At 67.9% G+C, this 22,439-nt stretch carries 22 protein-coding genes; 13 read left to right on the top strand and 9 right to left on the bottom strand.

What is annotated here, in order from left to right:
• Nucleotides 1–16: 16 nt before the first annotated feature.
• On the top strand, nucleotides 17–1,546 hold the full coding sequence (locus AC1C2M_RS08690) for an Ig-like domain-containing protein (RefSeq protein ID WP_495435971.1): 1,530 nt from the start codon (nucleotides 17–19) through the stop codon (nucleotides 1,544–1,546).
• 192 nt (nucleotides 1,547–1,738) lie between these two features.
• Entirely contained in the window at nucleotides 1,739–2,359 is a 621-nt protein-coding gene (locus AC1C2M_RS08695; protein ID WP_483405355.1) for a thymidine kinase, read from the top strand.
• Between the two features lie 100 nt (nucleotides 2,360–2,459).
• On the opposite strand, the gene AC1C2M_RS08700 is transcribed toward AC1C2M_RS08695, so the two are convergent.
• Nucleotides 2,460–3,377: a DUF808 domain-containing protein gene (locus AC1C2M_RS08700; protein WP_495435972.1), complete on the bottom strand. Its 918-nt coding sequence runs from the start codon at nucleotides 3,375–3,377 to the stop codon at nucleotides 2,460–2,462.
• A gap of 214 nt (nucleotides 3,378–3,591) precedes the next feature.
• Here AC1C2M_RS08700 and AC1C2M_RS08705 point away from each other — a divergent pair, with 214 nt between their 5' ends.
• The 8 genes from AC1C2M_RS08705 to AC1C2M_RS08740 all read left to right on the top strand — a co-directional run bounded on the left by AC1C2M_RS08705 (nucleotide 3,592) and on the right by AC1C2M_RS08740 (nucleotide 12,278).
• A complete protein-coding gene (locus AC1C2M_RS08705; RefSeq protein ID WP_495432655.1) occupies nucleotides 3,592–4,146 on the top strand; it encodes a hypothetical protein in 555 nt (184 codons plus the stop codon).
• Between the two features lie 121 nt (nucleotides 4,147–4,267).
• Complete coding sequence (locus AC1C2M_RS08710; RefSeq protein WP_495435973.1) at nucleotides 4,268–5,254, top strand: siderophore-interacting protein; 987 nt, start codon at nucleotides 4,268–4,270, stop codon at nucleotides 5,252–5,254.
• 116 nt (nucleotides 5,255–5,370) lie between these two features.
• Complete coding sequence (locus AC1C2M_RS08715; RefSeq protein ID WP_495435974.1) at nucleotides 5,371–6,405, top strand: iron-siderophore ABC transporter substrate-binding protein; 1,035 nt, start codon at nucleotides 5,371–5,373, stop codon at nucleotides 6,403–6,405.
• A gap of 18 nt (nucleotides 6,406–6,423) precedes the next feature.
• Nucleotides 6,424–7,458: a FecCD family ABC transporter permease gene (locus tag AC1C2M_RS08720; protein WP_483405360.1), complete on the top strand. Its 1,035-nt coding sequence runs from the start codon at nucleotides 6,424–6,426 to the stop codon at nucleotides 7,456–7,458.
• Between the two features lie 337 nt (nucleotides 7,459–7,795).
• Nucleotides 7,796–8,875 carry a FecCD family ABC transporter permease gene (locus AC1C2M_RS08725; protein ID WP_495435975.1) on the top strand — a complete coding sequence of 360 codons (1,080 nt, stop codon included), beginning with the start codon at nucleotides 7,796–7,798 and terminating at the stop codon, nucleotides 8,873–8,875.
• 70 nt (nucleotides 8,876–8,945) lie between these two features.
• The gene (locus AC1C2M_RS08730) at nucleotides 8,946–9,770 is read left to right on the top strand and encodes an ABC transporter ATP-binding protein (RefSeq protein WP_483405362.1); all 825 of its coding nucleotides are present in this window, start codon (nucleotides 8,946–8,948) and stop codon (nucleotides 9,768–9,770) included.
• A gap of 98 nt (nucleotides 9,771–9,868) precedes the next feature.
• Nucleotides 9,869–11,251 (top strand): hypothetical protein, encoded by a 1,383-nt coding sequence (locus tag AC1C2M_RS08735; protein ID WP_495435976.1) that lies wholly within the window; start codon nucleotides 9,869–9,871, stop codon nucleotides 11,249–11,251.
• 463 nt (nucleotides 11,252–11,714) lie between these two features.
• Nucleotides 11,715–12,278 (top strand): hypothetical protein, encoded by a 564-nt coding sequence (locus AC1C2M_RS08740; RefSeq protein WP_495435977.1) that lies wholly within the window; start codon nucleotides 11,715–11,717, stop codon nucleotides 12,276–12,278.
• A 292-nt stretch (nucleotides 12,279–12,570) separates the two neighbouring features.
• Here AC1C2M_RS08740 and AC1C2M_RS08745 read toward each other — a convergent pair whose 3' ends face one another.
• The 6 genes from AC1C2M_RS08745 to AC1C2M_RS08770 all read right to left on the bottom strand — a co-directional run bounded on the left by AC1C2M_RS08745 (nucleotide 12,571) and on the right by AC1C2M_RS08770 (nucleotide 16,839).
• Nucleotides 12,571–13,461, bottom strand: coding sequence for a D-hexose-6-phosphate mutarotase (locus tag AC1C2M_RS08745; RefSeq protein WP_495435978.1), 891 nt, complete (start codon nucleotides 13,459–13,461; stop codon nucleotides 12,571–12,573).
• 145 nt (nucleotides 13,462–13,606) lie between these two features.
• Nucleotides 13,607–14,353, bottom strand: coding sequence for a CPBP family intramembrane glutamic endopeptidase (locus tag AC1C2M_RS08750; RefSeq protein ID WP_495435979.1), 747 nt, complete (start codon nucleotides 14,351–14,353; stop codon nucleotides 13,607–13,609).
• A 52-nt stretch (nucleotides 14,354–14,405) separates the two neighbouring features.
• Nucleotides 14,406–15,062, bottom strand: a complete 657-nt coding sequence (locus AC1C2M_RS08755) for a putative glycolipid-binding domain-containing protein (protein WP_495435980.1) — start codon at nucleotides 15,060–15,062, stop codon at nucleotides 14,406–14,408.
• A 3-nt stretch (nucleotides 15,063–15,065) separates the two neighbouring features.
• Nucleotides 15,066–15,728 carry a cyclodeaminase/cyclohydrolase family protein gene (locus AC1C2M_RS08760; protein WP_495435981.1) on the bottom strand — a complete coding sequence of 221 codons (663 nt, stop codon included), beginning with the start codon at nucleotides 15,726–15,728 and terminating at the stop codon, nucleotides 15,066–15,068.
• 284 nt (nucleotides 15,729–16,012) lie between these two features.
• On the bottom strand, nucleotides 16,013–16,297 hold the full coding sequence (locus AC1C2M_RS08765) for a hypothetical protein (RefSeq protein ID WP_483405376.1): 285 nt from the start codon (nucleotides 16,295–16,297) through the stop codon (nucleotides 16,013–16,015).
• A gap of 383 nt (nucleotides 16,298–16,680) precedes the next feature.
• The gene (locus tag AC1C2M_RS08770; RefSeq protein ID WP_495435982.1) at nucleotides 16,681–16,839 is read right to left on the bottom strand and encodes a hypothetical protein; all 159 of its coding nucleotides are present in this window, start codon (nucleotides 16,837–16,839) and stop codon (nucleotides 16,681–16,683) included.
• Nucleotides 16,840–16,953: 114 nt separating this feature from the next.
• Between AC1C2M_RS08770 and melA the strand changes: the two genes are divergently transcribed.
• From melA to AC1C2M_RS08785, 3 genes are all read left to right on the top strand, one after another.
• Entirely contained in the window at nucleotides 16,954–18,282 is a 1,329-nt protein-coding gene (gene melA, locus AC1C2M_RS08775) for an alpha-galactosidase (protein WP_495435983.1), read from the top strand.
• Between the two features lie 221 nt (nucleotides 18,283–18,503).
• The gene (locus tag AC1C2M_RS08780) at nucleotides 18,504–18,773 is read left to right on the top strand and encodes a hypothetical protein (RefSeq protein ID WP_495435984.1); all 270 of its coding nucleotides are present in this window, start codon (nucleotides 18,504–18,506) and stop codon (nucleotides 18,771–18,773) included.
• Nucleotides 18,774–18,846: 73 nt separating this feature from the next.
• Nucleotides 18,847–20,046 (top strand): MFS transporter, encoded by a 1,200-nt coding sequence (locus tag AC1C2M_RS08785; protein ID WP_495435985.1) that lies wholly within the window; start codon nucleotides 18,847–18,849, stop codon nucleotides 20,044–20,046.
• A gap of 426 nt (nucleotides 20,047–20,472) precedes the next feature.
• On the opposite strand, the gene AC1C2M_RS08790 is transcribed toward AC1C2M_RS08785, so the two are convergent.
• Both AC1C2M_RS08790 and AC1C2M_RS08795 read right to left on the bottom strand, forming a co-directional pair.
• Nucleotides 20,473–21,000: a helix-turn-helix domain-containing protein gene (locus tag AC1C2M_RS08790; protein ID WP_495435986.1), complete on the bottom strand. Its 528-nt coding sequence runs from the start codon at nucleotides 20,998–21,000 to the stop codon at nucleotides 20,473–20,475.
• A gap of 294 nt (nucleotides 21,001–21,294) precedes the next feature.
• Entirely contained in the window at nucleotides 21,295–22,236 is a 942-nt protein-coding gene (locus AC1C2M_RS08795) for a hypothetical protein (RefSeq protein ID WP_495435987.1), read from the bottom strand.
• Nucleotides 22,237–22,439: the final 203 nt, after the last annotated feature.

A 22,439-nucleotide genomic window follows, 5' to 3' on the forward strand; every position in this document is an offset into this window, starting at 1 on the left:
CGAAGGACCAGCTCTCATGTCACGTTCACAACCGGCTGGAGGTACCAGGTCGCGCCGTGCGGCATCCGTTGCCATCGGCATTCTTGCGCTCAGCATCCCACTCACCGTCGCTACGCCCGCGTGGGGTGCTGAGACGATCCCTTCCGTGATCGCGTCGCACGAGGCGGACAAGCCACCCGTCTCGGCGGGATCGGCGAACCGTCCGTGGGATGGACCAGCCGTCGCCGTGATCGACAGCGGCGTGAGCGTGCATACCGACCTCAACGTCGCCGCGCAGATCAACTGCACGGGGTCGGGAACGGCGGCGGATGCCAACGGCCATGGAACAGGCGTGTCCGGGTTCATCGGCGCCATCGACGACGACAAGGGGATCGTCGGCGTCGCTCCCGGGGTACCGATCTACTCGATCCGGATTCTCGACGCGAAGAACAGGGGGACGCCAGACATGTTCGTCTGCGCGACCAACTGGCTGAAGGCGAACGCGGCGCGGTACAACATCCGGGTGGCGAACCTCAGCATCGGATTCCCTGGTTCGGATGACGGCAACTGCGGCCGCACCAACAACGACGTTGCACACCGGGAGATCTGCGACCTCACCGCGGCGGGGATTGTCGTGGTCGCCGGTGCCGGCAACAGCGCAACCGACCTCGCATCGACCATCCCCGCCGCGTACGACGAGGTGCTTGCGGCGACAAACGTCGTTAATTACGACGGCAAACCCGGCGGCCTCGGCTCACCTCCCTGCTCGGGAGTGACCGCGCCCGACGACAAACCGGCCTCGAAGAGCAACTACGCCGTCTCCACCGCGGACAGGGCGCACACGATAGCGGCCAACGGCACCTGCCCGTATACGACGAAGAAGGGCAACGGATACGACTTCATCCAGTCGGGCACGAGCATGTCGAGCGCGGCGGTGACCGGCGTTGTGCTCAATTGCCTCAGGCCCGGCGGCGCCTGTGTCGGAAAGTCAGTGCCTGAGGTGCGACAGACGGTCATCGCTCAGGCGCGGGCCGCCGCGGTCAACCGTGGGCGGGTATTCGCCGGCGATCCGCTGAGCCAGGTGGGCAACAAGTACTTCGGATACTTCGCATCGACAGTGCCAGCCGGATCTGTGCCGACGCCGACGCCAACGCCAAGCCCAACACCCACGCCGACCCCGACACCCACGCCGACACCGAGTCCGACACCGACCCCGACACCGAGTCCGACGCCCACGCCGACGCCCACGCCGACGCCCACGCCGACGCCGACGCCGGACACGACCAAACCCTCCGTGACCATCACGTCACCGGCATCCGGTGCGACGGTCTCAGGAACGGTTTCCGTCAGGGCGCAGGCCAGTGACAACGTCCGCGTGACGGGCGTCACCTTCTGGGTCGGGACGGTGCGGGTGGCGACCGGAGTGCAGGTCTCGCCCGGTGTCTGGGAGGCGACGATCAACTCGGCTGCGTACCCGAACGGCACCTACTCCGCGACGGCGAGGGCGACGGATGCCCGCGGCAACGTCGGAGTCAGCCCGGCGCTCTCGTTTCGGGTCACCAACTGACGGAGCACGGGTGTCCGGGCCACGCGGCAACCGTTGCTCGGACGGAAAGGGTCGAACTCGCGGTAGCTCCGACGAAAAGGGTCGTGTTTGCTCGTGAGGTCTCGCCCTTTGTGGCCGAGCAGCGTCGGAGCAACCCGTTGTGGCCGAGCAGCGCCCGCTGAACCACGCGAGCCTCGCCACTAAACTGAGGCCGTGGCAAAACTCTACTTCCGGTACGGCGCGATGAACTCGGGCAAAAGCACGGCTCTCCTTCAGGCGGCGTTCAACTACGAAGAGCGCGGCCACCAGGTCCTCCTCGCCAAGCCCGCCGTCGACACCAAGGGCAACAACAACATTGAGAGCCGGCTCGGCGTCGCTCGTCCCGTCGACTTCATCATCGAACCGGATGCTGACGCGTACGCCCTGTTCGCTCTGCATCGGGCGCGCGCGCTGGCCGAGTCGGCCACCGACATTTCCTGCCTGCTCGTCGACGAGGCACAGTTCCTCAGCGACGCACAGGTGGACGATCTCCTCCGCATCGCGCTGCTCGAGGGGATACCGGTGATGGCTTACGGCATCCGTACCGATTTTTTGACCATGGCGTTTCCTGGAAGCCGCCGCCTGCTCGAGGTCGCACACAGCCTCGAGGAGCTCAAGACGATCTGCCGCTGTGGCCGCAAGGCGATCTTCAACGGCCGACGGGTCGGTGACCGGTTCATCTTCTCGGGTGACCAGGTTGCGATCGACGGCGTTGAGGTGGAGTACGAGTCGCTCTGCGGTGCGTGCTACCTGCAGGAGTCCGGCGGAAAGCTCGCCCCGCGCCCGTCACGGTAACGCGCGAGCCGGTTTTCGCGCCACAAAGTGTTCGTGGGCCGCGCACCGGATCAGCGGTGCACGGCCCACGCGTCTGTCTGAGACCGCGGTCGACCGAGAGCTAGACGTGAACGCTCGACGGCGACTGTGCGCCGCTGTTGAACCGCGGCTCCTTGCCCCGAAGCCGGCCGATCAGCAGGATCAGGCCGACAATGAGGAGGCCAAGCACGAGGCCGGCGATGAAGGAGACGAGGGTGTCGCCGAGCCAGACGACCACGGCGCCGAGGGGTGCGAGGGCATGCTCGATGCCGTGGATGAAGTCACCGATGAGGGGGACGCCAACCTCGCTGAGGTTCTCGAGGATCAGGTGGCCTCCGACCCAGAGCATGGCGACGGTCCCGACGATGCTGATGATGCGGAACACGGCGGGCATCGAGCGGACAATCCGGACACCGGTGTGCCTGACGCGCTTGTCCTGGTTCTTCACCATGCTCAAGCCGATGTCGTCGATCTTCACCAGCAGGGCAACGGCGCCGTAGACGACAGCGGTCATCATGAGCGCGATCACGGCGAGGACGCCGAGGGTCGCCCAGATTCCCATGTCGGGGTCGAGGCTCGCGAGCGAGATCAGCATGATCTCGGTGGAGAGGATTAGGTCGGTGCGCACAGCGCCGCCGACCAGCTTCTTCTCATCGCGCGCACCCTCGTCGGCATGGCCGTGGTGCAGGCCGAACCACTCGAGCACCTTCTCAGCGCCTTCAAAGCAGAGGTATGCGCCGCCGATGATCAGCAGATACGGCAGGACCCAGGGCGCGAACGCCGTCAGCAGGAGGGCGATCGGGATGATGATGATGAACTTGTTCCGCAGGGACCCAAGCGCGATCTTCCCGACGACCGGCAGCTCTCGCGCCGGCGTGAGTCCCTGCACGTACTGGGGGGTCACGGCGGCGTCATCGATCACAACGCCGGCCGTTTTTGCTGACGCCTTGAGTGCGGCGGTCAGAATGTCATCGACGACGGCGAGCAAGCCTACCGACATGGGTCTCCTTCAAATGGTGGGAGGACAACTCTACCGACCGTTATCCGGCGTTTCCTGCAAGGGCAGGGGGCTCCCGCGCCGCTACCTCTGTGTGATAGCGGCGACAGCGTCGCGCCCGGGCAGAGGAATCGCCGCGGTGTGTCAAGTCCCTGCCGGCGTCCTCTTTCTCGGCGTAACTTCCCTCGGACATTTCACCTTCGAAGGAGACACTTCCATGCCAAGTCGCAACACTGTAGTCCGCAGCATGCACGACATCGGCCTCGCCGCGTGGTTCGGCGGGTCGCTGATGGGGGCCGTCGGCCTCAACGGCGCCACGGCGAAAGCCAGTTCATCGGCCGAGGGCCTGAAGCTCGCTTCCATCGGTTGGGCGCGTTGGGCTCCCGTCGAGATCGCCGCGATAGTGATGCACGGCATCGGCGGCATCGGTCTCATCGGCGGCAACAAGGAACGCCTCAAGAACCAGGAGGAGAGCCGGACCAACACGGCGGTGAAGCTGGGAATCACGATTGCCGCGGGTGCGGCATCCGTGATCTCCGGGATTCTGGGCGGCATTATCGCGAAGCACGCAGACGAGGGCGCCGAGGGGATCACCGAACCGGCGCCGGAGGCATCCGACAGCCTGCAGACCGCGCAGCGGGTGCAGAAGGTATTGCAGTGGGTGACGCCGGCCCTCACGCTCGTGATGATCGTGCTCGGTGCCCAGCAGGGGGAGCAGCAGCGACCGGTGAAGGGTCTCTACGAGACGACCGCGCGGATGTTCCGGCGCTAGGCGTCGCGGGGCGCTCAGGTCGTCGGGCGTGGCGGCCGACTCATCGCTCGCCACGCCCGGGGCTACCTCGACGTCGAATAAAGCTGGACACTAGATAGGTTAGGCATGCCATACTTAGGCAATGCTTACCACCACGGATGTCCCGGTCGCCGCGTCGGCCCGTGTCGCCCCTTCACGGGTGCGGACCAGCGCGACGGCGGCGGCGGGTGGCGTCCCGGTGCGCGCGGTGAAGCCGGCTGCGCGCCCATATGCCGTCACCGTCACCGGCATCGAGGAACTCACGCCAACGTTCCGCCGGGTGACGTTCACCGGCGCGGAACTCCACGAGTTCGGCACTGACGGCCTCGACCAGAGGGTCAAGGTCATGCTGCCCCTCCCCGGGATCGGTTTCACCCCGCTGGACGCGAACAACTGGTACGGCGCCTGGCGCGAGCTGCCCGACGAGAAGCGCAACCCGCTCCGTACATACACGGTCCGCGCCGTTCGCCCCGAACTCCGCGAGATCGACATCGACTTCGTCGCGCACGGCGATTCGGGTCCGGCCTCCCGCTGGGTCACTCACGCCCAGCCCGGTGACGAGCTCATCGTCGTCGGCCCCACCGTGCGTACAGACGGACTGGTTTCCGGCGTCGAATGGAAGCCCGGCGACGCCACGAGCGTCCTGCTCGCCGGTGATGAGACCGCTGCGCCCGCCATCTGCTCGATCGTCTCGTCCCTTCCGCGCGACGCCAGAGGTTGTGCCTTCATCGAGGTGCCGACGATTGCGGATGCTCTCCCGATCGACGCCCCCGACGGCATCCACGTGACCTGGCTGGCCCGCGGCGACGCTGCCCACGGTTCGGCACTCGACCCGGCCGTCCGGGCCTGGACCGACAACTTCATTACAGACGGTCACCGGGGCGAACGCCTCGCCGATGTCGACATCGACAACGGGATCCTCTGGGAAGTCCCTGATCCGGCAAGCCACTCCGGTGGACTGTACGCCTGGCTCGCCGGTGAAGCCGGCGTGATCAAGACACTCCGCCGGTTCCTGGTCTCCGAGACCGGACTCGACAGGCACCAGGTCGCCTTCATGGGCTACTGGCGCGTCGGGCGGGCCGAAAGCTAACCACAGCTGACCAGCGCGCAGCGCCCACTCAGCTCCATCACCCCCCCCCTTTCCTGACGGTCCTGCCGCACGGCATCCGTCTCGATTCCACCCGCATCTTTCGAAAGGAAACACCGATGCGCACCACCCCATTCACGCGAGGCGCAGCCGTTCTCGCAGCGGCAACCGCGAGCGTGCTTGTACTCTCCGGCTGTGCGACAGGCGGAGATGAGAAGAAGGATGCCGCGGCATCCGACAGTTCAGCCTTCCCCGTCACTATTGAAAGCGCGCTCGGCGACGCTGTCATCGAAAGCGCACCAGAGAACGTCGTCACCATCGGCTGGGGTTCCGCCGACACGGCGATCGCTCTCGGCACGACACCAGTGGGTGTCGAGGCCGCTACCTGGGGTGGCGACGAGGACCTGTACTTCCCGTGGGTTCGTGAAGCGATCGAGGAAAAGGGCGACGAGCTGCCGGCGACGTTCAACGTCTACCCGGAGATCGACGTCGAGGCAGTGCTCGAACTCGCTCCAGACCTGATTCTCGCGCCGCAGTCCGGCATCTCCGAGGACGAGTTTGCGACGCTGAGTGAGATCGCTCCTGTCGTGGCATACCCGGACGCCGCGTGGCGCACCACCTGGGATGAGCAGATCGAGATCATCGGCAAGGCGCTCGGCAAGAGCGACGAGGCAGCCGACCTCATCACCGGTATCGAAGACGACATCGCCGAGGCCGCCGCCGAGCACCCCGAGTTCGCCGACGTGAGCTTCGCCTACGTCTACACCGCCGAGCCCGGCGCACTCTCGCTCTACCAGGCGGGCGACTCGCGCGTCGACCTCATCTCGGGCCTCGGCCTGACGATGGACGAGACGGTCGCCGAGGTTCCGCTCACGGAGGGCAGCTTCAGCTCCACCGTCGGCCTCGAACGCGCCGACCTGCTCGACAACGTCGACGTGCTCTTCACCTGGTTCAACGACGAGGAGAACCAGAAGCTCATCGAGGCGCAGCCGCTCTTCGCGCAGATTCCCGCCTTCCAGAGCGGTGCCTACGTGCCGAGCGTCGACAACCAGCTGGGCATGGCGTCGAGCATGATCACGCCGCTGAGCGTGCCGTGGGCTCTCGACAAGTACATTCCCTTCATTGAGGATGCTGTCACCAAGGTCGCCAAGTAACCTCACGTTGCTCCAGAGATGACCGCGACGGTTGCGCCGACGAGCGCCGGGCTGACCCCCGGCGCTCGTCGGCGTACACCGAAGCTCGCGACCGGGCTGGTCATCGCTCTCGTCGCGCTCGTGCTCATCGCCATGCTGAGCCTCGCCGTCGGCAACAAGTACGTTCCGCTGCCCGACGTCTGGGACGCCCTGTTCGCGCCGGGCGACACCTACGCAGACACCGTCGTCGCCAGCCGGATTCCGCGCACGATCCTCGGCCTGCTCGTCGGCGCCGCTCTCGCGGTTGCCGGCGGCGTGATGCAGGGCCTCACCCGCAACCCGCTCGCGGACCCCGGGCTGTTCGGCGTCAACACCGGTGCCGCAGCGGCCATCGTCACCGCCACAGCGCTCGGTGTGAGCGGTGCGATGAGCGTGTGGATCGCCCTGCCAGGCGCGTTCATCGCCGTCGTCATCGTCTACCTCATCGGCACCGGCCGCGGCCGTGGGACACCGGTACGGCTCGTGCTCGCCGGAGTGGTCGTGTCGAGCGTGCTGGCCGCGTACATCCAGGCGGTGTCGCTCAGCCTCCCCCGGGTATTCGACACGTACCGCTTCTGGGTGATCGGCTCGCTCGCCGGTCGCGATCCCGATGTCATCCTGGATGTCCTGCCGTTCATCGTCGTCGGGCTCGTCCTCGCGATCGCACTGTGCGGCTCGCTCAACGCGCTTGCGCTCGGTGATGACACGGCGCGGGCGCTCGGCGCCCACGTCGGGCGGACCCGGCTCCTCGGCGCTGTCGCGACGACGCTGCTGTGCGCGGCGGCGACCGCGGCGGTCGGCCCGATCTCGTTCGTCGGGCTCGCCGTGCCGCACATCGTCCGCAGCTTCACGGGGGCAGACCACCGCTGGCTGCTGCCGTACTGCCTCGTCGCCGGCCCAGCGCTGCTGCTCGCCGCCGACATCCTCGGCCGCATCATTGTCAGTCCTGCCGAACTGATGGTCGGCGTGATCACCGCGTTCGTCGGCGGGCCGATCCTGCTGCTCGCGGTGCGCCGGATGAAGGCCGCCGTATGACCGGGGCGTGGGCGGACGGTCGCCGCGACACTTCGGCTTTAGGTGACACTTCGTGCGGGTCGCGGGGGGCAACACCCGCAGCAACTGTCACTCGAGCCAGCGCTGCGCGCGGGCCCCGGTCTTTAGGTGACACTTCGTGTGGGTCACGGGGCGCAGCACCCGCAGCAAGTGTCACTCGAGCCAGCGCTGCGTGCGGGCCCCGGGCTTTAGGTGACACTTCGGGTGGGTGGCGGGGCGCGACACCCGCAATAAGTGTCACTCGAGTCAGAACCCGAGCGGATGCCACACCCCGCGCAGGTGCCACCGCCCCGGCGCGCCCGCACGCGGAGGTGACCGCATGACCGGGGCGTCGCTCACCGGTGAGGCACGGGTCGCGACCCGCAGCACGCCCTCGCCGGTGCTCCGGGCGGGCACCTGGCTGAGCCTCGCGGTGCGGCCGCGCTCTCTCGCGCTTGGCGGCATCCTGATCGTGGCGATTCTCGTCACCGGGCTGCTCACGCTCACCCTCGGCAAACTCGGGATCGCGTTCGGCGACCTCGTGCCGACGCTGCTCGGCGAGGGCGAGCGTCGCGATGAGGTCGTGCTCACCGCATTCCGCGGGCCACGGCTGATCGTCGGCATCGCCGCAGGCGCGGCCCTCGCCGTTTCGGGCGCGCTGTTCCAGACCGTCACGCGCAACCCGCTCGGCAGCCCCGACGTGATCGGACTCACCGCGGGCGCCTCCGCGGGCGCCGCCGCCTTCGGCCTGCTCTGGCAAGGCATCCTGCCGCTGCCCGTCGGCGCCCTCGTCGGTGCCTTCGCCGCGATGGCCCTCGTCTTCTTCGGCACGGGCACCGGCTTCTCCTCACCATCGAGGATGCTCCTGATCGGCATCGGCGTCTCCGCCATGTCGCTCGCGTTCGTGCAATGGGTGCTCGTCCGTGCCGGCCGTGAGCAGGCGACGGTGCTCGCCACCTACCTCAACGGCAGCCTCGCAGCCCGCGACTGGGACCACGCCGCGACCATCTGGGTCGCCATCGTCGTGCTGATTCCGTGCGCGCTTTTGCTCAGCCGCCGACTGCAGCTGGTCGAGATGGGCGATGAGCAGGCGGATGCCCTCGGCGCACGTTCCACCTCTGCCAGGGCGCTGTCGATTCTGGTCGCCATCGGCCTCGCGACAGCTGCGGTCAGTGTCGCAGGACCGATCTCCTTCATCGCACTGGTCGCTCCGCAGATCGCCAGGCGGCTCAGCCGGAGCGCTGGCCCGAACATTCTCGCGAGCGCACTCATGGGCGCGTTCCTGCTGAGTCTCGCCGACCTGCTGACGCAGCAGCTGCCCATCCCCGTGACCCTGCCGGTCGGGGTGCTCACGGCGGTTCTCGGCGGTATCTATCTCGGCTACCTGCTGGTGGCACAGTGGCGGAAGGGAACGATCTGATGCGGATGCTGGTGCGTCGTGCTGAGAGAGAATCCGGACAGATTGCAAACGTGGACAAGGGGACAGGCTGATGGCATCCGCTGCACTGATTAACGCGCGGGAGGGCGAAAGCCGACTTGCCGCGCGGAACCTGCGCCTCGCCTACGACAAGCGGGTCGTCGTCGAGGATCTCTCGATCGACCTGCCCGACGGCGGGTTCACGATCATCGTCGGGCCCAACGCCTGTGGAAAATCGACGCTGCTCAAGGCGCTCGCGAGGACACTGGCTCCGGAGTCAGGCACTGTGTTGCTCGGCGGCAAGCCGATTACCTCGTATCGGAGCAAGGCCGTCGCGCGTGAACTCGCGATGCTGCCGCAGAGCCCGATCGCCCCGGAGGCGATCACCGTGCGCGACCTCGTCGGGCGCGGGCGCTACCCGCACCAGGGGTTGCTTCAGCAGTGGTCGCACGCCGACGAGCGTGCCGTGGCCGATGCGCTCGAGTCGACAGGGTGTGCCGACCTGGCGGAGCGCTACGTATCCGAGCTCTCCGGCGGACAGCGGCAGCGGGTCTGGATCGCGATGGTGCTTGCCCAGCAGGCCGAACTGCTGCTGCTCGACGAGCCGACGACGTTCCTCGACATCGCGCACCAGTACGAGGTGCTCGAACTGTGCGCGGCGCTCCACAGCGAGGGACGCACCCTCGTCGCCGTGCTGCACGATCTGAACCAGGCCGCCCGGTACGCCACCAATCTCGTGGTGATGAAGGACGGCGGCATTGTGGCATCCGGCGATCCCGGCGAGATCCTGACGGCGGAGCTCGTGCACGACGTGTTCGGTCTCTCCTGTGTCATCATCGCCGACCCGGTGACCGGTACCCCCATGGTGGTGCCACAGGCGGGACGCGCCCAGGCATAACCCCCGGACCGGTGTCTGCCCGGCCGGTTCCGGTCGCGGTAGTCTGGCTCGGTGAGCGCACCGCGGCGTCGCTCGCGCTCGACGGGGGGAGGGGACCGGTGACCGGCATATTCGATGGCGACAGGCCACAGCCTGCACGCGGCGAACCAGGGCAGCCCCGGCGCGGAGAACCGCAGCGACCGCTCGCGGGCGACGCGGCGGCATTCGCGCGACCGCTCGAACCCCGGCTTCCGTCGACGCTCACCACCAGGGAAGCCCGCCGCGCGAACGCCGAACTCAGCCCGACGCGGCCGCACGGAGTGACCGGAAAGAAGCCAAAGCCAGCCAGGCCGGCGAAGGCTCCGAAGCAGGCTCGGGCGGGGAAGGCGTCGCGAGCGTCCGCCGCCGTGGCGTCTCCGAAACCGTCCAGGTCCGAGAAACCGTCCAGGTCCGAGAAACCGTCCAAGCCCGGGAAAGCGTCGAGGCCCGCTGGCGGAATCGGCACCGGTAAACGGCCCACGGGCAGGAAGAGCCGCGGGCCCGGCCGGTTCGACGGGAACCGTGCGCTGACCGTGAGCGTCGCGAGCCTCGCCGTCCTCTCGCTGATCGTGGTCGGCATCCTGCTGTGGACGAAGAACCAGAACCCGACTCTCGAGCGATCGATGTTCGAGGCGTACCAGTCCCAGCAGCGCGAGCTGGATTCGATTGCCGGCGCTGCGGCATCCGATATCGAATCGTTTGCCGAACTCCATGCCGAGGCATCCGCTCTCAACGCGGCGGCCGGAGCCGCCCTCGCCGCGGTGACGGGATTCACGGACGAGCAAGCGCGACTCACCGCCGAGACAGCCCGGGTTGCGTTCGAGTCGAGCATCGCAGCCCAGTCGCCGACGCGGCAGGCCGGTGACACCGACGCCGATGCCGACGAGGCACTCAACGCCGACTCGAGTGTGGAGGACCTGGCCCGCGGCATCAACATGCTCAACGCCGAGGCCTTGCTTCTCGAGTCAGAGGCCGAGACCGCCGCCACGGCGCTCACGACCCTCACCACGGCCCGCGACACGTTCGTCGCGGCGATGACCGCCTTCGGTTCGACAATTCCCGAGGCCGCCGACGGTGTCATCGACGCGAATGCGGATGCTGATTCCGCCCTCGCGGATGCCGTCACCACGGCGGTCACCGCATTGACCACGGCACTGGAGGCCGGGCAACCCGGTGTGGCGGAGCTGCAGGCGTACGCGAACGCGGCGAGTGCGCTGCAGGCCGAGCAGGTCCGTCTCGATTCGGAGGCGGTGACGGAGGAGGCGGAACCGGACTCCGAGGTCGATGCCGACGCCGCTCCTCGCGTGGCCCCGCGGACGCCGAGCCGCCCCCGGTCGACGACGCCTCCCGTAACTCCGTCGCCCACACCCGCGCCACCGGTCGACGACGACACGACCCCTCCCGGTGGTGAGGGTGGGACCGGTGAGGACGCAGACCCGGACCCGCGTGAACCACAAGCCTGACCGGGCGGCATCCCCGCTTATACCACCGCCAGCGTCACCAATCAACCGTGCACGACCCGCGCGATCGAGGAGTAAGCAGGGGTAACAGGCGCAGGTTGGGGGTGGATGTTATGGACCGGTCAGGTTCCTCCGCATTCATGAATCTGGTGCCTGCTCGCTTCGACGGGTCGCGCGGCATGCGTGGTCTGTCCTGGCGGGGTGGCATCCAATTCGGCCAGAGCGGATGAGAAGAACAGGCTGCTCGGCGGAGTGGTTGATGGCGTGAAATTCCACCGTTGACGCTCCGCTGGGCGGCAGCGACGGGGCGGCATCCGTTGCGTTTTCGTGTGTATCGTGCGGGGCGTCGTATGGATTCCGTGAGAGTCGATGTCTGCCGCCTCGGCGCGGGCTACTACTGAGTCATGACCACTTTTACCGGCCCGTTAACCGGGCCAATCGAACACCCCGCCGCTGCAGTCGTCGCATGACCCTCACCTCGATTCTGCCGACCCTGCGGCGATCCATTCCCGACCCGCTGAGGGTCGACGCCTGGCCGCAGCACACCAGCGCAACCGTCACTGACCTCACGGTCGCCGGGGTCTCGATGGTCCGCCTCGTTGAACTCTGCCAGACGCCCTGCGTGCACACCGGGGTTGCTGTGCTTCCGGGCACGAACGGTAAGGCCAACCCGAAACGGGATGCCGCCGTGGTCGTCGTGCGCGTCACCGCCGTCCTGACGAACTGGGACGCAGAACGCGTTGTTCTTATCGACGCCTGCCTCGACTCGGTCCCCGTCCTGTGGGCGGAGATGCGGCTGATCGGCCGGGTGTCGACCGTGAAGGATGCCTCGGCTGTGGTGCTGGCCGGTGAGGCGCACCAGAGTCCGTGCCTTGGTCGCAGAATGATCGCATTGCCCGGGGACCTCCGGGAAGGCGACCTGCTCGCTGTGCCGTGCGCAGGCATCCTGACCCGTCGTGACATCCGTCCGATCGAGGGGGTAGAAGCGGAGTTCGGTGACCGGCCGGACTGGCTGGCGGCGCTGGAATGATCGGGCGGGCGGCGTTGCTGGGCCGGGCGGCGCTGCCGGGCGGGCGACCGCGGGCTGGGGCGTGGATGGGGACGGGCAGGGTGACACTCATGCAGACATCTCAGCGAGTTGGAGCCTCGTCCGTCGATCGGCCGTGCTCGCGTGCTGGCCCGAGGGCACAGTTCATATCGCGACGGATGTCATCGTCAACAGGTCGTCCCTCGTCCACGCAGCGGCGTTGGCTCCCGCGCCGCTCGTGAAGATCGGAGCGGCCGCGGGGTGGGGGCCAGCACCGGGAACGCCGCGCCCGGCGTCAGGCCAGCGGACCCACGTCGAAGGTTGTGACCAGATCATGGCTTTGGCCGGGTGCAAGCGATACCGGCCGAGTGCCGATGTTCCCGGTCTCGACACAGATCATGTCCTGCCATTCGTCGTCACCGAAGTCCGCCATGCTCGCGGACTGGTCAATCCACGGGTTCCAGACGATGATGTTGCTCGCACCGGACTGCGTGATCCGCACCTGCCGCACAGCATCCGCGAGAACCGTGGTCTCTGGCGCACCGTCGAAGAACCGCGTCATCGGGCCGGACAGTCGGAGGTCACCCGTCTGCACACCGTCGTGGCTGGGATCGGTGTACGGCAGGCCGTCGAGTCCGGCGATGGTGACATCGCGGATGCCTGACACGGCGAAGTAGGTGTGGAGGGCATCCGTATAGGTGATCTCCGAATCGGAGCGATTCGTCACGGAGAGAGTGAGCCGGAGCCGGGCGCCAATGACGACCTCGAAGCGAGCCTCGAACGCGTGCGGCCACACCGAAGCGCGGGTCTCGGCTGAATCGCGGAGCGTGAAGACGAGTCGCACGTCGGCGCCATCGTCGCTCGCCTCGGTGACGGTCCACTCGGTGGTGCGTGCCCAGCCGTGCTGCTTCGCCTCCGGGTGAGGTCCGAACCACGGAAAACAGATCGGCACCCCGCCCCGGATCGGTGACCCGGGCTCGAAGTTGCTCTCACCGCTCAGCCACAGCACGGGCTCCTGGCCGTTCGGCTGCCAGGAGGTGATCTGGGCGCCCTGGAGGTAGATCTCGGCCAATGCCTGAGGGCCGGCGACACGCAGTCGGGGAAGCCCGCCTTCGCCCGCGTCGAACGTGATGGAAGCGGGAAGAGACGTTTCGATCAGCGGATGCTGGTGCCCGGGCGCAGTCATGGATTCGGTTCCGTTTCGGTTGGAAAGTGGTGCGCAACCGAGGATAACGCCACGGAGGAGACCTGGAGGTCGGCGCGCCCCGGGGGAGCAGTGTCCGCCGAACTGCGTGGTGGCAGGCACGTCGCGTCGTGCCGCGGCGATCGGGTTAGAGCAGCGACCAGGCGACGATGAGCCCGTTGTAGGTGATGTGCGCGATGATGGCGGCACCGAGCCGGCCCGTTGTCGCCGCGAGGATGCCGGTGCCGATTCCGACGACGAGCGTCGAGATTCCGACCACAGCGCCCTCCAGCCCGCCGTCGGTCTGCAACATGTGGACGCCGGCGAACACGAGGGCCGTCACCCCGATGGCAACGATGACCGGGATCCGGGCGGTATTAGCCCTCGGTGAGAGCGCGCGGGCGGATGCTCGCACCAGCGCCCGTTGCATCAGCCCGCGGAAGAACAGCTCCTCGATGACCGGTGCGGCAAGCACCGGCGCGAGAATGGCGAACACGAACCACCAGACGTCGTAGACGACGGGGCCGAACGTTGCCCCGCCACTCGCGACACGGCCGTAGAGGAGAATCTCGATCAGTGTCGTCGCCGCGCGCATCATGCCGCCGACGACGAGGCCGAAGAACAGGTCGATCCACTCGAACCGCAAACCGAAGTCGCGCGCGAGCGACCGGCGGCCCCGCAGGTACGAGGCGGCGAGGATTGCACCGATCAGCGGGACCCACGCGGCGAGGTAGCTCAGCGCGGTGCGGAGTTCCGGCGACGCCGGCCAGCCGCGGAGCGCAGCCCAGCCGACGGCCCACACGAGAACAACGGCGAGCGCAACGCCGACGGTCGCGTCGTTGAGCCCCCATCTCACCGGGCGGTCGTCGGCTGTGCCGGGGACAGTCGTACTCATACCCCAACGATAGGGCGCGCGCTGACGGTCGGGCATGAGGCAGACGGATCGCTTAACGCTCGGTCGCCACAGTCACGCGCCGCGCGAGGCCGGGGTAGTCGACGACCCATCCGTGAGAGTCGTACCGAACGTCTGCGTCGGTCGCCCCGTCGCCGAACCGGACGATACCCTCACCGAGGGCCGTGTACGTCTGTGCGGATGCCACCACTTCAAGCGTTGGGGGTAAGACCCACGCGCTGACGAGGCTGGCGTGAGAGCCGCGCGGTGCGTTGAGGAGCCCGAGGCGGTTCACCGGCAGGGCGTTAGTGAGTGGCGACCCACCGATGTCGAGGTCGACCGCGGAGGACAGTAATTCCTGGTCCGAAATGCCGGGCGGCGCCGGGGGTCGCAGACCGCTGCCGTCAAAAGATGCCAGAGCGGGCGCCCCGTCGGTCTCTCCCACAGCGGTCCACCTCGCGCCGGTGCGAGAGAGCTCCAGATCGCGAGTCCATCCCGCCCCCTCCGCGTGCGCGACCAAGCGCATTGCCGCCCAGGTGGCATCCGCCCAGAGTTCGTAGCTCAGTCGATAGGGCAGCGGATCGACCGCGTGTTGCGAACCACGCGCGTAGAGCCCGGTCGACGTGTCGAGTGTGACGACCTCGGACCCGGGAACATCGGTGCGCACCCACATCAGCACAACCGGCGGCGTTCGGCGATGCGCGGGCGACATCGGTCAGCCCTGGAGCTCCGCGGGCACGGCCTTGCCCTCGATGTCAGTGGTCAGCCGATCGATCCGACCGAGGATCTCATCGAGTTGCCGCACGGTTTCCCACAGCACCGGATGCTGTTCGCGAACGTCATCGAGCGACTCGCCGCCCGAGGTAAGGGAGCCGAGATCGAAACTCATGTTGGTGCGCGCTCCGGCGACGGCCGCCCGGAGCGCCCCGCACGCGACGGCGACGTCGGCGACGAGAGCGGGGTTACCGTGCCTGGCGAGCCACTCCAGGTCGCCGACCGCGTCTGCGCCGGTGCGGCCCAGGTTGGCGGAGGTTTCGGCGGCGTTGACGGATGCCTCGCGGATGGCATCCTCTCGCTCCTCGCCCGGTTCGAGACGGAACGCGCTGCCGAACGACTTCGAGGCGGCGGCATCCTCGTCGGCCAGGCGCAGGGCGGCACGGCGGCCGGCGGTCGCGCGGTCCTTCAGGGCGTCGAGCTCCTGCTCGAGCGGACCGTCGACCTCGGTGTATCCGGCGACCATCGAGGTGAGTGCGTACGCCATGGCGAGCATGACGCCCGAGGCGGCCCCGCCCCCTGGTGAGCCGGTGGCGCGGGCGAGCGCATCCGTCCAGTCTTCGATGGTGGAGGCGGTGGCAGAGACTTTCGCTCGGTCATTCATGGGTCAAGTCTGGTCCCTCAGGCCTCGGAGCGCACGGCCCACCCCGCGGCACCGCACCCGACCCGCCGAGCGCTCCATATCCATGCCCGTGCTGCAGAAGCTTCGGTAGCGCGGGCATGGATGTGCAGCGGTGAATGCAGTGCCCGCCTCACGCAAGCTCCGGTCGCGCTTGAGTCCGCTCGCGCTTGAGCTCCGGTTGCGCTCAACGCGCCCGCGGCACACGAAAAGGCCCCCTGCTCAGCAGGGGGCCTTTCACAGTAACGCTGGTGTTAAGTCAGTGAGACTTAGCGACGAGCGTCGGTGTTGTTGGCGTCGCGGTCGTAGAACTCGCGGCTTCCGGACTTGGCGAGTCCGCGGCTGATCATGTAGCCGATGGTGAGGAGCGTTGCGTAGAGCCAAACGCTCTGAGCGCCGAAGCCCTGTCCGTCTTCGCCGTTGTCGACCATCGCGGAAGCGATGAACATCGAGATCAGGATGACGACGTAAGCGATGAACTCAGTGGTCTTGAATGCAGCCTTGGTCTCGGTGGAGAGGCGCGAGACGCGGCCGTTCGTGGTGGTGTTGCTCATGATGTCCCTCTTTCATGTGACGATCGTGGCGCACTTGCGCCTGAGCTATGTAAGCAGCCGGTGGGCAAGATGTGTGAATTGCCTGTTGCCCCTTGACATTGTTGGGTGTATAAGCCATTCGCGTACGCGGGGGGCTGTCTGCGTACGCGGGAGGGGCGGCCCAGCGCGGCAGTTCCATGCCCGCGCTACAGAAGCTTCTGCAGCGCGGGCATGGATGTGCAGCGCTCGGCGGGGCGGGAGCGCGGATGAGGGCGCGGGACGCCGGAGTGCGGGAGGAGGGCGGGCGCGGATGCCCGGGCGCGGGGCTTCAGGCCGCCACGACGCGCACACCGACACCGGCAGCGCGAATCGCAGCAACCGCATCAGCGTCAGCGGAGCATCCGTCACCCTGTCGCGGCGCGCTCACGCCGAGCGCCTGGGGGGAGTTCAGCGAGGCTCATGGTGCGGCGTTCCGTCAGTGTTTCGAGGATCGCCAGCATCCGCTCGGATCGCTTTCCGGAGACGGCCCGCAACTGCGGGCGGCCTGTCCAGGGAGCGCTCACGATGTCCTCCAAGGCTCGGTCGAGCGACCGTGATCGCTCAGTCTGGATGTTCACTTTGGCCAGATTCCGATCAATTGGTTGCGCGGTTCGAGCAACCAGCGACAGACTCTCCGCATGTCTCGAATAGTCTTCGTCGGCGCCGGAAGCGTCGTCTTCACACGCCAGCTCCTCAACGACCTGCTCGGTTTCGCTGACCTCCCCACGCTCAACATCGTGCTGCACGACATCGATGCTGAACGGCTCGCCGTCGCCGAGGGCACAGCCCGTCAGGTGGCGGCGCGGCGGGGGAGAGAGCTCGACCTCGAGGTGACCGGCGACCGCCGCGCGGCCCTCGCCGGCGCCGACTTCGTTGTGAACATGATTCAGGTGGGTGGCATCGCCGCCACGAAAGTCGACCTCGAGATCCCGGCGCGACACGGCCTGCTCCAGACCATCGGCGACACGACCGGGGTCGGTGGTGTTTTTCGCGCCCTGCGCACCTTCCCCGTTCTCAGTGGGATCGCGCGTGACATGCAGGAACTGTGCCCGGACGCGTGGTTCCTCAATTACACCAACCCGATGGCAATGAACGTCTGGTGGATGTCTGTGGTGGCGCCCGACATCAAAACGCTCGGTCTCTGCCACAGCGTGTACTGGACGGTCAACGACCTCTGCGACCTGGTCGGCGTTCCGCTGGAGGAGACCCACTATCGGGCCGCTGGAGTAAACCACCAGTCGTGGCTCTACGAATGGTCGCACAGCGGCGAAGACCTTTATCCACGACTGCGGGCGCTCATCGACTCCGATCCGGACCTTCAGCGCCGTGTGCGCGCGGAGATCTTCCGGCGGATTGGCTACTACCCGACCGAGACGAGCGAGCACTCGTCGGAGTACCTGTCGTGGTTTCTCCGCGACCCGGCACAGGTCGAGCACTTCCGGATCGAGCCGCTGCAGTACATCGGCATCAGCGAAGAGCACGTATCGGAGTTCCACGCCGCTCGGGAGGCGCTCGACACGGGCGCTGACCTCGAGCTCGATGAGGGCGCCGCGGAGTACGCGCCGCAAGTGATCCACTCGATCCTTACGGGAACCGAGCGGGAGATCCACGTCAACGTGGTCAACGCTGGCCTCATCGACAACCTGCCGGAGGGGTCCGTCGTCGAGGTGCCCGCCGTGGTCAACGCCGACGGCGTCCGTCCGGTTGCCGTCGGTGCCATTCCCGAGCAGGGCGCAGCACTCAACCGCACCTACCTCTCCGTCGCTGCCCTGACCGTCGAGGCCGCGCTGCACGGAGACCCGGAGCGCGTTCGTCAAGCGGTTCTCGTCGACCCTAACGCCTCCTCGACTCTGACCCCGGCGCAAATTTGGACGCTGTGCGACGAGCTCACCGCGGCGCACGCTGACTACCTGCCTCGCCAGCTGGGCGGATCGCTCGACGACAACCTTGCGTCGGTCGGCCAATAGTCGCTCACCCCACGGGCCGGACCGCCCTCACCGGCGCCCCTGTGCTCGGTCGCAGGGCGCGTCGAAACCTTCCTTCAAGAATCGATCAGTCCGATTGACCACATCAGGCATTTTTCTTGTCAGATGATCAGTTCTCCCCGAGACTGTCACTCAACCCAACGCCGGGTTGAGGATGCTCCCTCCCTCGCTCGACGGATTGCCCCATCGACAATCGCACCTCCATGACGATCACCCAGCTCGAGATCTCCAGTCAGCCTGCCGTGTGGCGCCAGACCCTGAGCATGATCGACGAGGCGCGGGACGCCCTCCGCCGCCCCGGTGAGAACGCGCTGGTTCTCGGCTGCGGCACGTCCGCATTCGTCGCGGAATCGTTCGCGGCGCTGCGGGACCACGGTGGCTGGGGGCGAACGGATGCCGCGTACGCGTCAGAACCGTGGGCCTGGCGGGACGACCTCACGGCGCGGTTCGTGCGGGTGGTGCGGTCCTCGTGACGAGCGCGGCACTTCCATGTTCGCGCTGCAGATACTTCTGTCGCCCGAACATGGATCTGCAGCGGTGGGTGCTGTGAGTACGGAGGAGACGCGAGCGGAGCTGCGTGCGGGGACCCCGTTCCCCGTGGCGCCGCTCGTGGCCCTCGCCGTCGCGGTGTTCGTCAGCGTAACGACGGAGTTTCTGCCGACCGCGGTGCTGACGCCGATGGCGCGGGACCTTCGCGTCGATCCCGCAGCGCTGCCCCTCCTCGTCACGGTGTTTGCGGTTGCCGTTGTGGCGCTCACCCCGTTGCTCGTGCGGCTGACTCTGCGCTTCGAACGCCGCAGCCTCCTCATGATCGCGCTCGCCGTGATGGCGCTCGCGAACCTGGGCGCCGCTGCAGCGGGAGGGATGCCGATGATCGTGCTCGCGCGCATCGTGGCCGGCGCGGCGCACGGGCTGTTCTGGGCGGTGACCGGCAGCTACACCGCCCAGCTCGTGCCGGGGCATCGCCTGGCGCAGGCTGTGGCGATCACCGGTGCCGGCGTCAGCGCGGCGTTTGTGCTCGGTGTGCCGGCGGGAGCGGCACTCGCCGACGGTTTCGGCTGGCGGATGCCGTTTGTCGTCGTCGCGGCTGCCCTGCTCCTCGTCGTTGGGATGCTGCGGCTGGTGCTTCCGCGGATTCCCGGGGTTGGGCACGGTCCGACCGCCGGCGGAACCGGGGGAGCGGACCGCTCACGCGGCCGGGTGCTCGCGCTCTGTGGCATCGTCGTTCTCGTGATGGGGTCGCAGTACGCGCTGTTCTCACTCGTGAGCCCGTACCTGCTCGACGTCGTCGGCATCGCACCCGACGAGCTCCCGATGGTGCTCGTCGTCTACGGCGTGCTCGGCATCGGCGGGCTCGTCGGCGCGGGAGTGGCGGGCACGCGCTGGCCGCACGCGACACCGGTTGTGCTTGTCGCGGGACTCGCTGCCGGGGTCGCGCTGCTTGCGCTCGCCGCGGATCGGCCCGTACTCGGTGTCGTGGGAGTCGGGGTGTGGGGGATCGCCTTCGGCGGTGTGCCTGCCATCCTGCAATTCGCGGTGCTGGCTGCGGCATCCGAGGAGCTTCGCCCGCGGGCATCCGCCTGGCTCACCAGCACGTTCAACGCGGCGATCGGTGGCGGCGCGGCGGCCGGGGCCGCGATTGCGTCGCTGGCGGGAGTTGGCGTGCTGGCGTGGGCTGCCCTTCCCGGGCTCGTGCTCGCGGTGGCGGGGCTGTTGCTGCTCGCCCGCGCGCGTGAGGCGCGTTGATTGAGACGTGCTGGGCGATTCGGCGTCGAGCGCGGCAGTTCCATGCCCGCGCTACAGAAGCTTCTACAGCGCGGGCATGGATGTGCAGCGTTGAGAGAGGGTGCGGGTGGCGGCGGGGGATGAGAGCGCGTACGGATGCCGGGGCGCGGCCGGATGCCGGGGCGCGGCCGGATGCCGGGGCGCGCGGCGCGTCAGGTCCACGATGGGGGCATCACACCCGCAGAGCGGATCGATCGCACGACGCCAGCCCCGGCCCGCAGGCATCCGTTTCTGCAGCGCTGAGCGAGGGTACGGGTGGCGGCGAGGGATAAGGGCACGAACGGATGCCGGGGCGCGGGGATTCAGGTAGCCACGATGTGCGCATCACGCCCGCAGAGCGGATCGATCGCGCGACGCCAGCCGCGGTCGCAGGCATCCGTTCGCGTGTTAAACCTCGGCGGGAGTCTTCTCTGCCGGGGGCTGGGTGTGGTTGCGGCTCGCGCGTCGTTCGCGACGCGACGGGGTGCTTCGCGACAGCGGGTACTTCTCGTCGAGGTGCGGTTCGAGGTAGAGCCGGCGAAGCGCGAGCAGGATCATCGTGCCGCCGACCCAGTAGCCGAGGAACAACACCATGCCTTGGGCGAAAGTGAAGCTGACCAGGGTGAGGACGATGCCGATCCCGAGATAGAGCCAGCGCCAGGCGCCGGTGATCCGGTCGCGCGCGGCCTGTTGGTGCGCGGTGCGGTCCTCGAGTGAGTCCACCCGGCTGTTCAGGTCGGCGTCGTCGATCGCTGAGAAGAGGTCGCGCACCGAAACCCGCAGGGCGTCCGCCACCAGGGACAGGGTTTCCAGACTTGCGTCCTCGCCCGCCTCGAGCCGCTGAACCGTTCTGAGTCCGATTCCGCTCTCGGTCGCGAGTCGCTCCTGGGTCCAGCCCTGTGCCTGTCGAAGCTCAATAATTCGTGTCTTATTCATAGACCCCATGCTCGCTCCGCCCGGTTCGGTGGCACCACGCCAGGAGGACGCCAGTGTGCCGCCACCTGCCCGCCAGCGTACCGCCACCGGATTGTGGCAGGGGAGCGCCCGTCCGTGAGCGGGTGGTCGGTGCCGAGCGCTGGATGGTGCGCGAGCGCTGCACTTCCGTGCTCGCGCTGCAGAAGCTTCTGCAGCGCGGGCATGGATCTGCAGCGGTCGAGGGATGGACGGCCAGCGGGCAGGGTGAGCCAGCGGGCAGGGTGAGCGGGCGACGGGCAGGTGTGGACGCGCGCGTTACGGACGCCGCTTCGACGAGGGCAGCCCGTCGAAGGTGAGCCTGTCGTAGAGCCGGCGCGGCGGGTAGAGGTCCCGCGGCTCCCAGCGAGAGAGGCGGCCGACCACCTGGCGCAGCTCGTTCTCCCGGTTCTTCTCGTCGATGACGGCCTTCTCAGGTGTTCGCCCGTGAAGGTAGCGGGGATCCGTATATTTGGCTCGCCCGTCGCACTCCCCGGCGTGATCGAAGTCGTTCCAGTAAAAGTCCGGCCTGGCTGTGCGTCCGCTCGGGAGGCGGAACTCGACCTGAAGTAACGGAGGGGGAAACCCGAGAAGGTGGATCCACACACGACTGTGCGACTCCTCCGGTGAATCCGACTGGCTCGTCGCGAAGCCCGCCGCCGCCTGCGCCTTGCGGTAGCCCCGTTGACCGGATGCCGCTTCGACGCAGCGGGTGATGGCATCCGTCGTGGTCAATGCACCAGCGTGGCGCGCCTCGTGCAGTGCGGAGTCCATCGCGACGACGCTGTCGGCAAACGGCAGGTCGCGTGCGAGATCGACGACCGTCTGGGCGGGAGTGGTGAGAAGCAGGCCGTCGAGCGCAACGATTTCGACAGACGTGAGCGGGCGGCAGTGGCGCTTCACCGCGCCGGATGAGCGGCCGCCACGCGATTGGTCGGTCGTCACATCGATTCTCTCCGGCCAGGAACCCAGAATCCGGATGCCCCAGAGGGCGGCGGCCGCGTAATGGGAGTACAGCACGGTGCCTCGCGCCCGACCCGCGGCCTCCAGGACCTTGAGTCGGTGCTGCTCGTGGGGCGCGAGGCCGCTCCAGAACGCCGAGGGGGCGTACGAGCCGTGGGCGATGCGCACTATCGCGCCGGTGCGGGACGATCGGCGAAGGGTCGAGTCGTTGGCTCCCGTGGCCAGCTCCTCGTGTCTGCGGATGATGAAATCGGGCACACCTCAACTGTCGGACGTTTCGAGGGGTGGCGGGGCGGCATCCGTTCGATGGGGGATCGACGGGCGACTGCACGCTGCTGTGGAGGAGTCGCGGCCCGGTGTTGGGTGCCCGGGCGCGGAGGGGAGCGACGGCATCCGCCCGGGCGCTGAGCGCGGCACTCCCATGCTCGCGCTCCAGTTACTTCTGCCGCTTGGGCATGGAT

Source organism: Mycetocola sp. Y444 (genome assembly GCF_059445295.1).

What these genes read in the sequence shown, in the direction of transcription:
- AC1C2M_RS08710 (WP_495435973.1), top strand. Translation starts at nt 4,268, where the DNA reads ATGCTTACCACCACGGATGTCCCGGTCGCCGCGTCGGCCCGTGTCGCC.
- melA (WP_495435983.1), top strand. Translation starts at nt 16,954, where the DNA reads ATGTCTCGAATAGTCTTCGTCGGCGCCGGAAGCGTCGTCTTCACACGC.
- AC1C2M_RS08740 (WP_495435977.1), top strand. Translation starts at nt 11,715, where the DNA reads ATGACCCTCACCTCGATTCTGCCGACCCTGCGGCGATCCATTCCCGAC.
- AC1C2M_RS08705 (WP_495432655.1), top strand. Translation starts at nt 3,592, where the DNA reads ATGCCAAGTCGCAACACTGTAGTCCGCAGCATGCACGACATCGGCCTC.
- AC1C2M_RS08755 (WP_495435980.1), bottom strand. Translation starts at nt 15,062, where the DNA reads ATGTCGCCCGCGCATCGCCGAACGCCGCCGGTTGTGCTGATGTGGGTG.
- AC1C2M_RS08745 (WP_495435978.1), bottom strand. Translation starts at nt 13,461, where the DNA reads ATGACTGCGCCCGGGCACCAGCATCCGCTGATCGAAACGTCTCTTCCC.
- AC1C2M_RS08730 (WP_483405362.1), top strand. Translation starts at nt 8,946, where the DNA reads ATGGCATCCGCTGCACTGATTAACGCGCGGGAGGGCGAAAGCCGACTT.
- AC1C2M_RS08780 (WP_495435984.1), top strand. Translation starts at nt 18,504, where the DNA reads ATGACGATCACCCAGCTCGAGATCTCCAGTCAGCCTGCCGTGTGGCGC.
- AC1C2M_RS08715 (WP_495435974.1), top strand. Translation starts at nt 5,371, where the DNA reads ATGCGCACCACCCCATTCACGCGAGGCGCAGCCGTTCTCGCAGCGGCA.
- AC1C2M_RS08720 (WP_483405360.1), top strand. Translation starts at nt 6,424, where the DNA reads ATGACCGCGACGGTTGCGCCGACGAGCGCCGGGCTGACCCCCGGCGCT.
- AC1C2M_RS08790 (WP_495435986.1), bottom strand. Translation starts at nt 21,000, where the DNA reads ATGAATAAGACACGAATTATTGAGCTTCGACAGGCACAGGGCTGGACC.
- AC1C2M_RS08765 (WP_483405376.1), bottom strand. Translation starts at nt 16,297, where the DNA reads ATGAGCAACACCACCACGAACGGCCGCGTCTCGCGCCTCTCCACCGAG.
- AC1C2M_RS08725 (WP_495435975.1), top strand. Translation starts at nt 7,796, where the DNA reads ATGACCGGGGCGTCGCTCACCGGTGAGGCACGGGTCGCGACCCGCAGC.
- AC1C2M_RS08700 (WP_495435972.1), bottom strand. Translation starts at nt 3,377, where the DNA reads ATGTCGGTAGGCTTGCTCGCCGTCGTCGATGACATTCTGACCGCCGCA.
- AC1C2M_RS08690 (WP_495435971.1), top strand. Translation starts at nt 17, where the DNA reads ATGTCACGTTCACAACCGGCTGGAGGTACCAGGTCGCGCCGTGCGGCA.
- AC1C2M_RS08750 (WP_495435979.1), bottom strand. Translation starts at nt 14,353, where the DNA reads ATGAGTACGACTGTCCCCGGCACAGCCGACGACCGCCCGGTGAGATGG.
- AC1C2M_RS08760 (WP_495435981.1), bottom strand. Translation starts at nt 15,728, where the DNA reads ATGAATGACCGAGCGAAAGTCTCTGCCACCGCCTCCACCATCGAAGAC.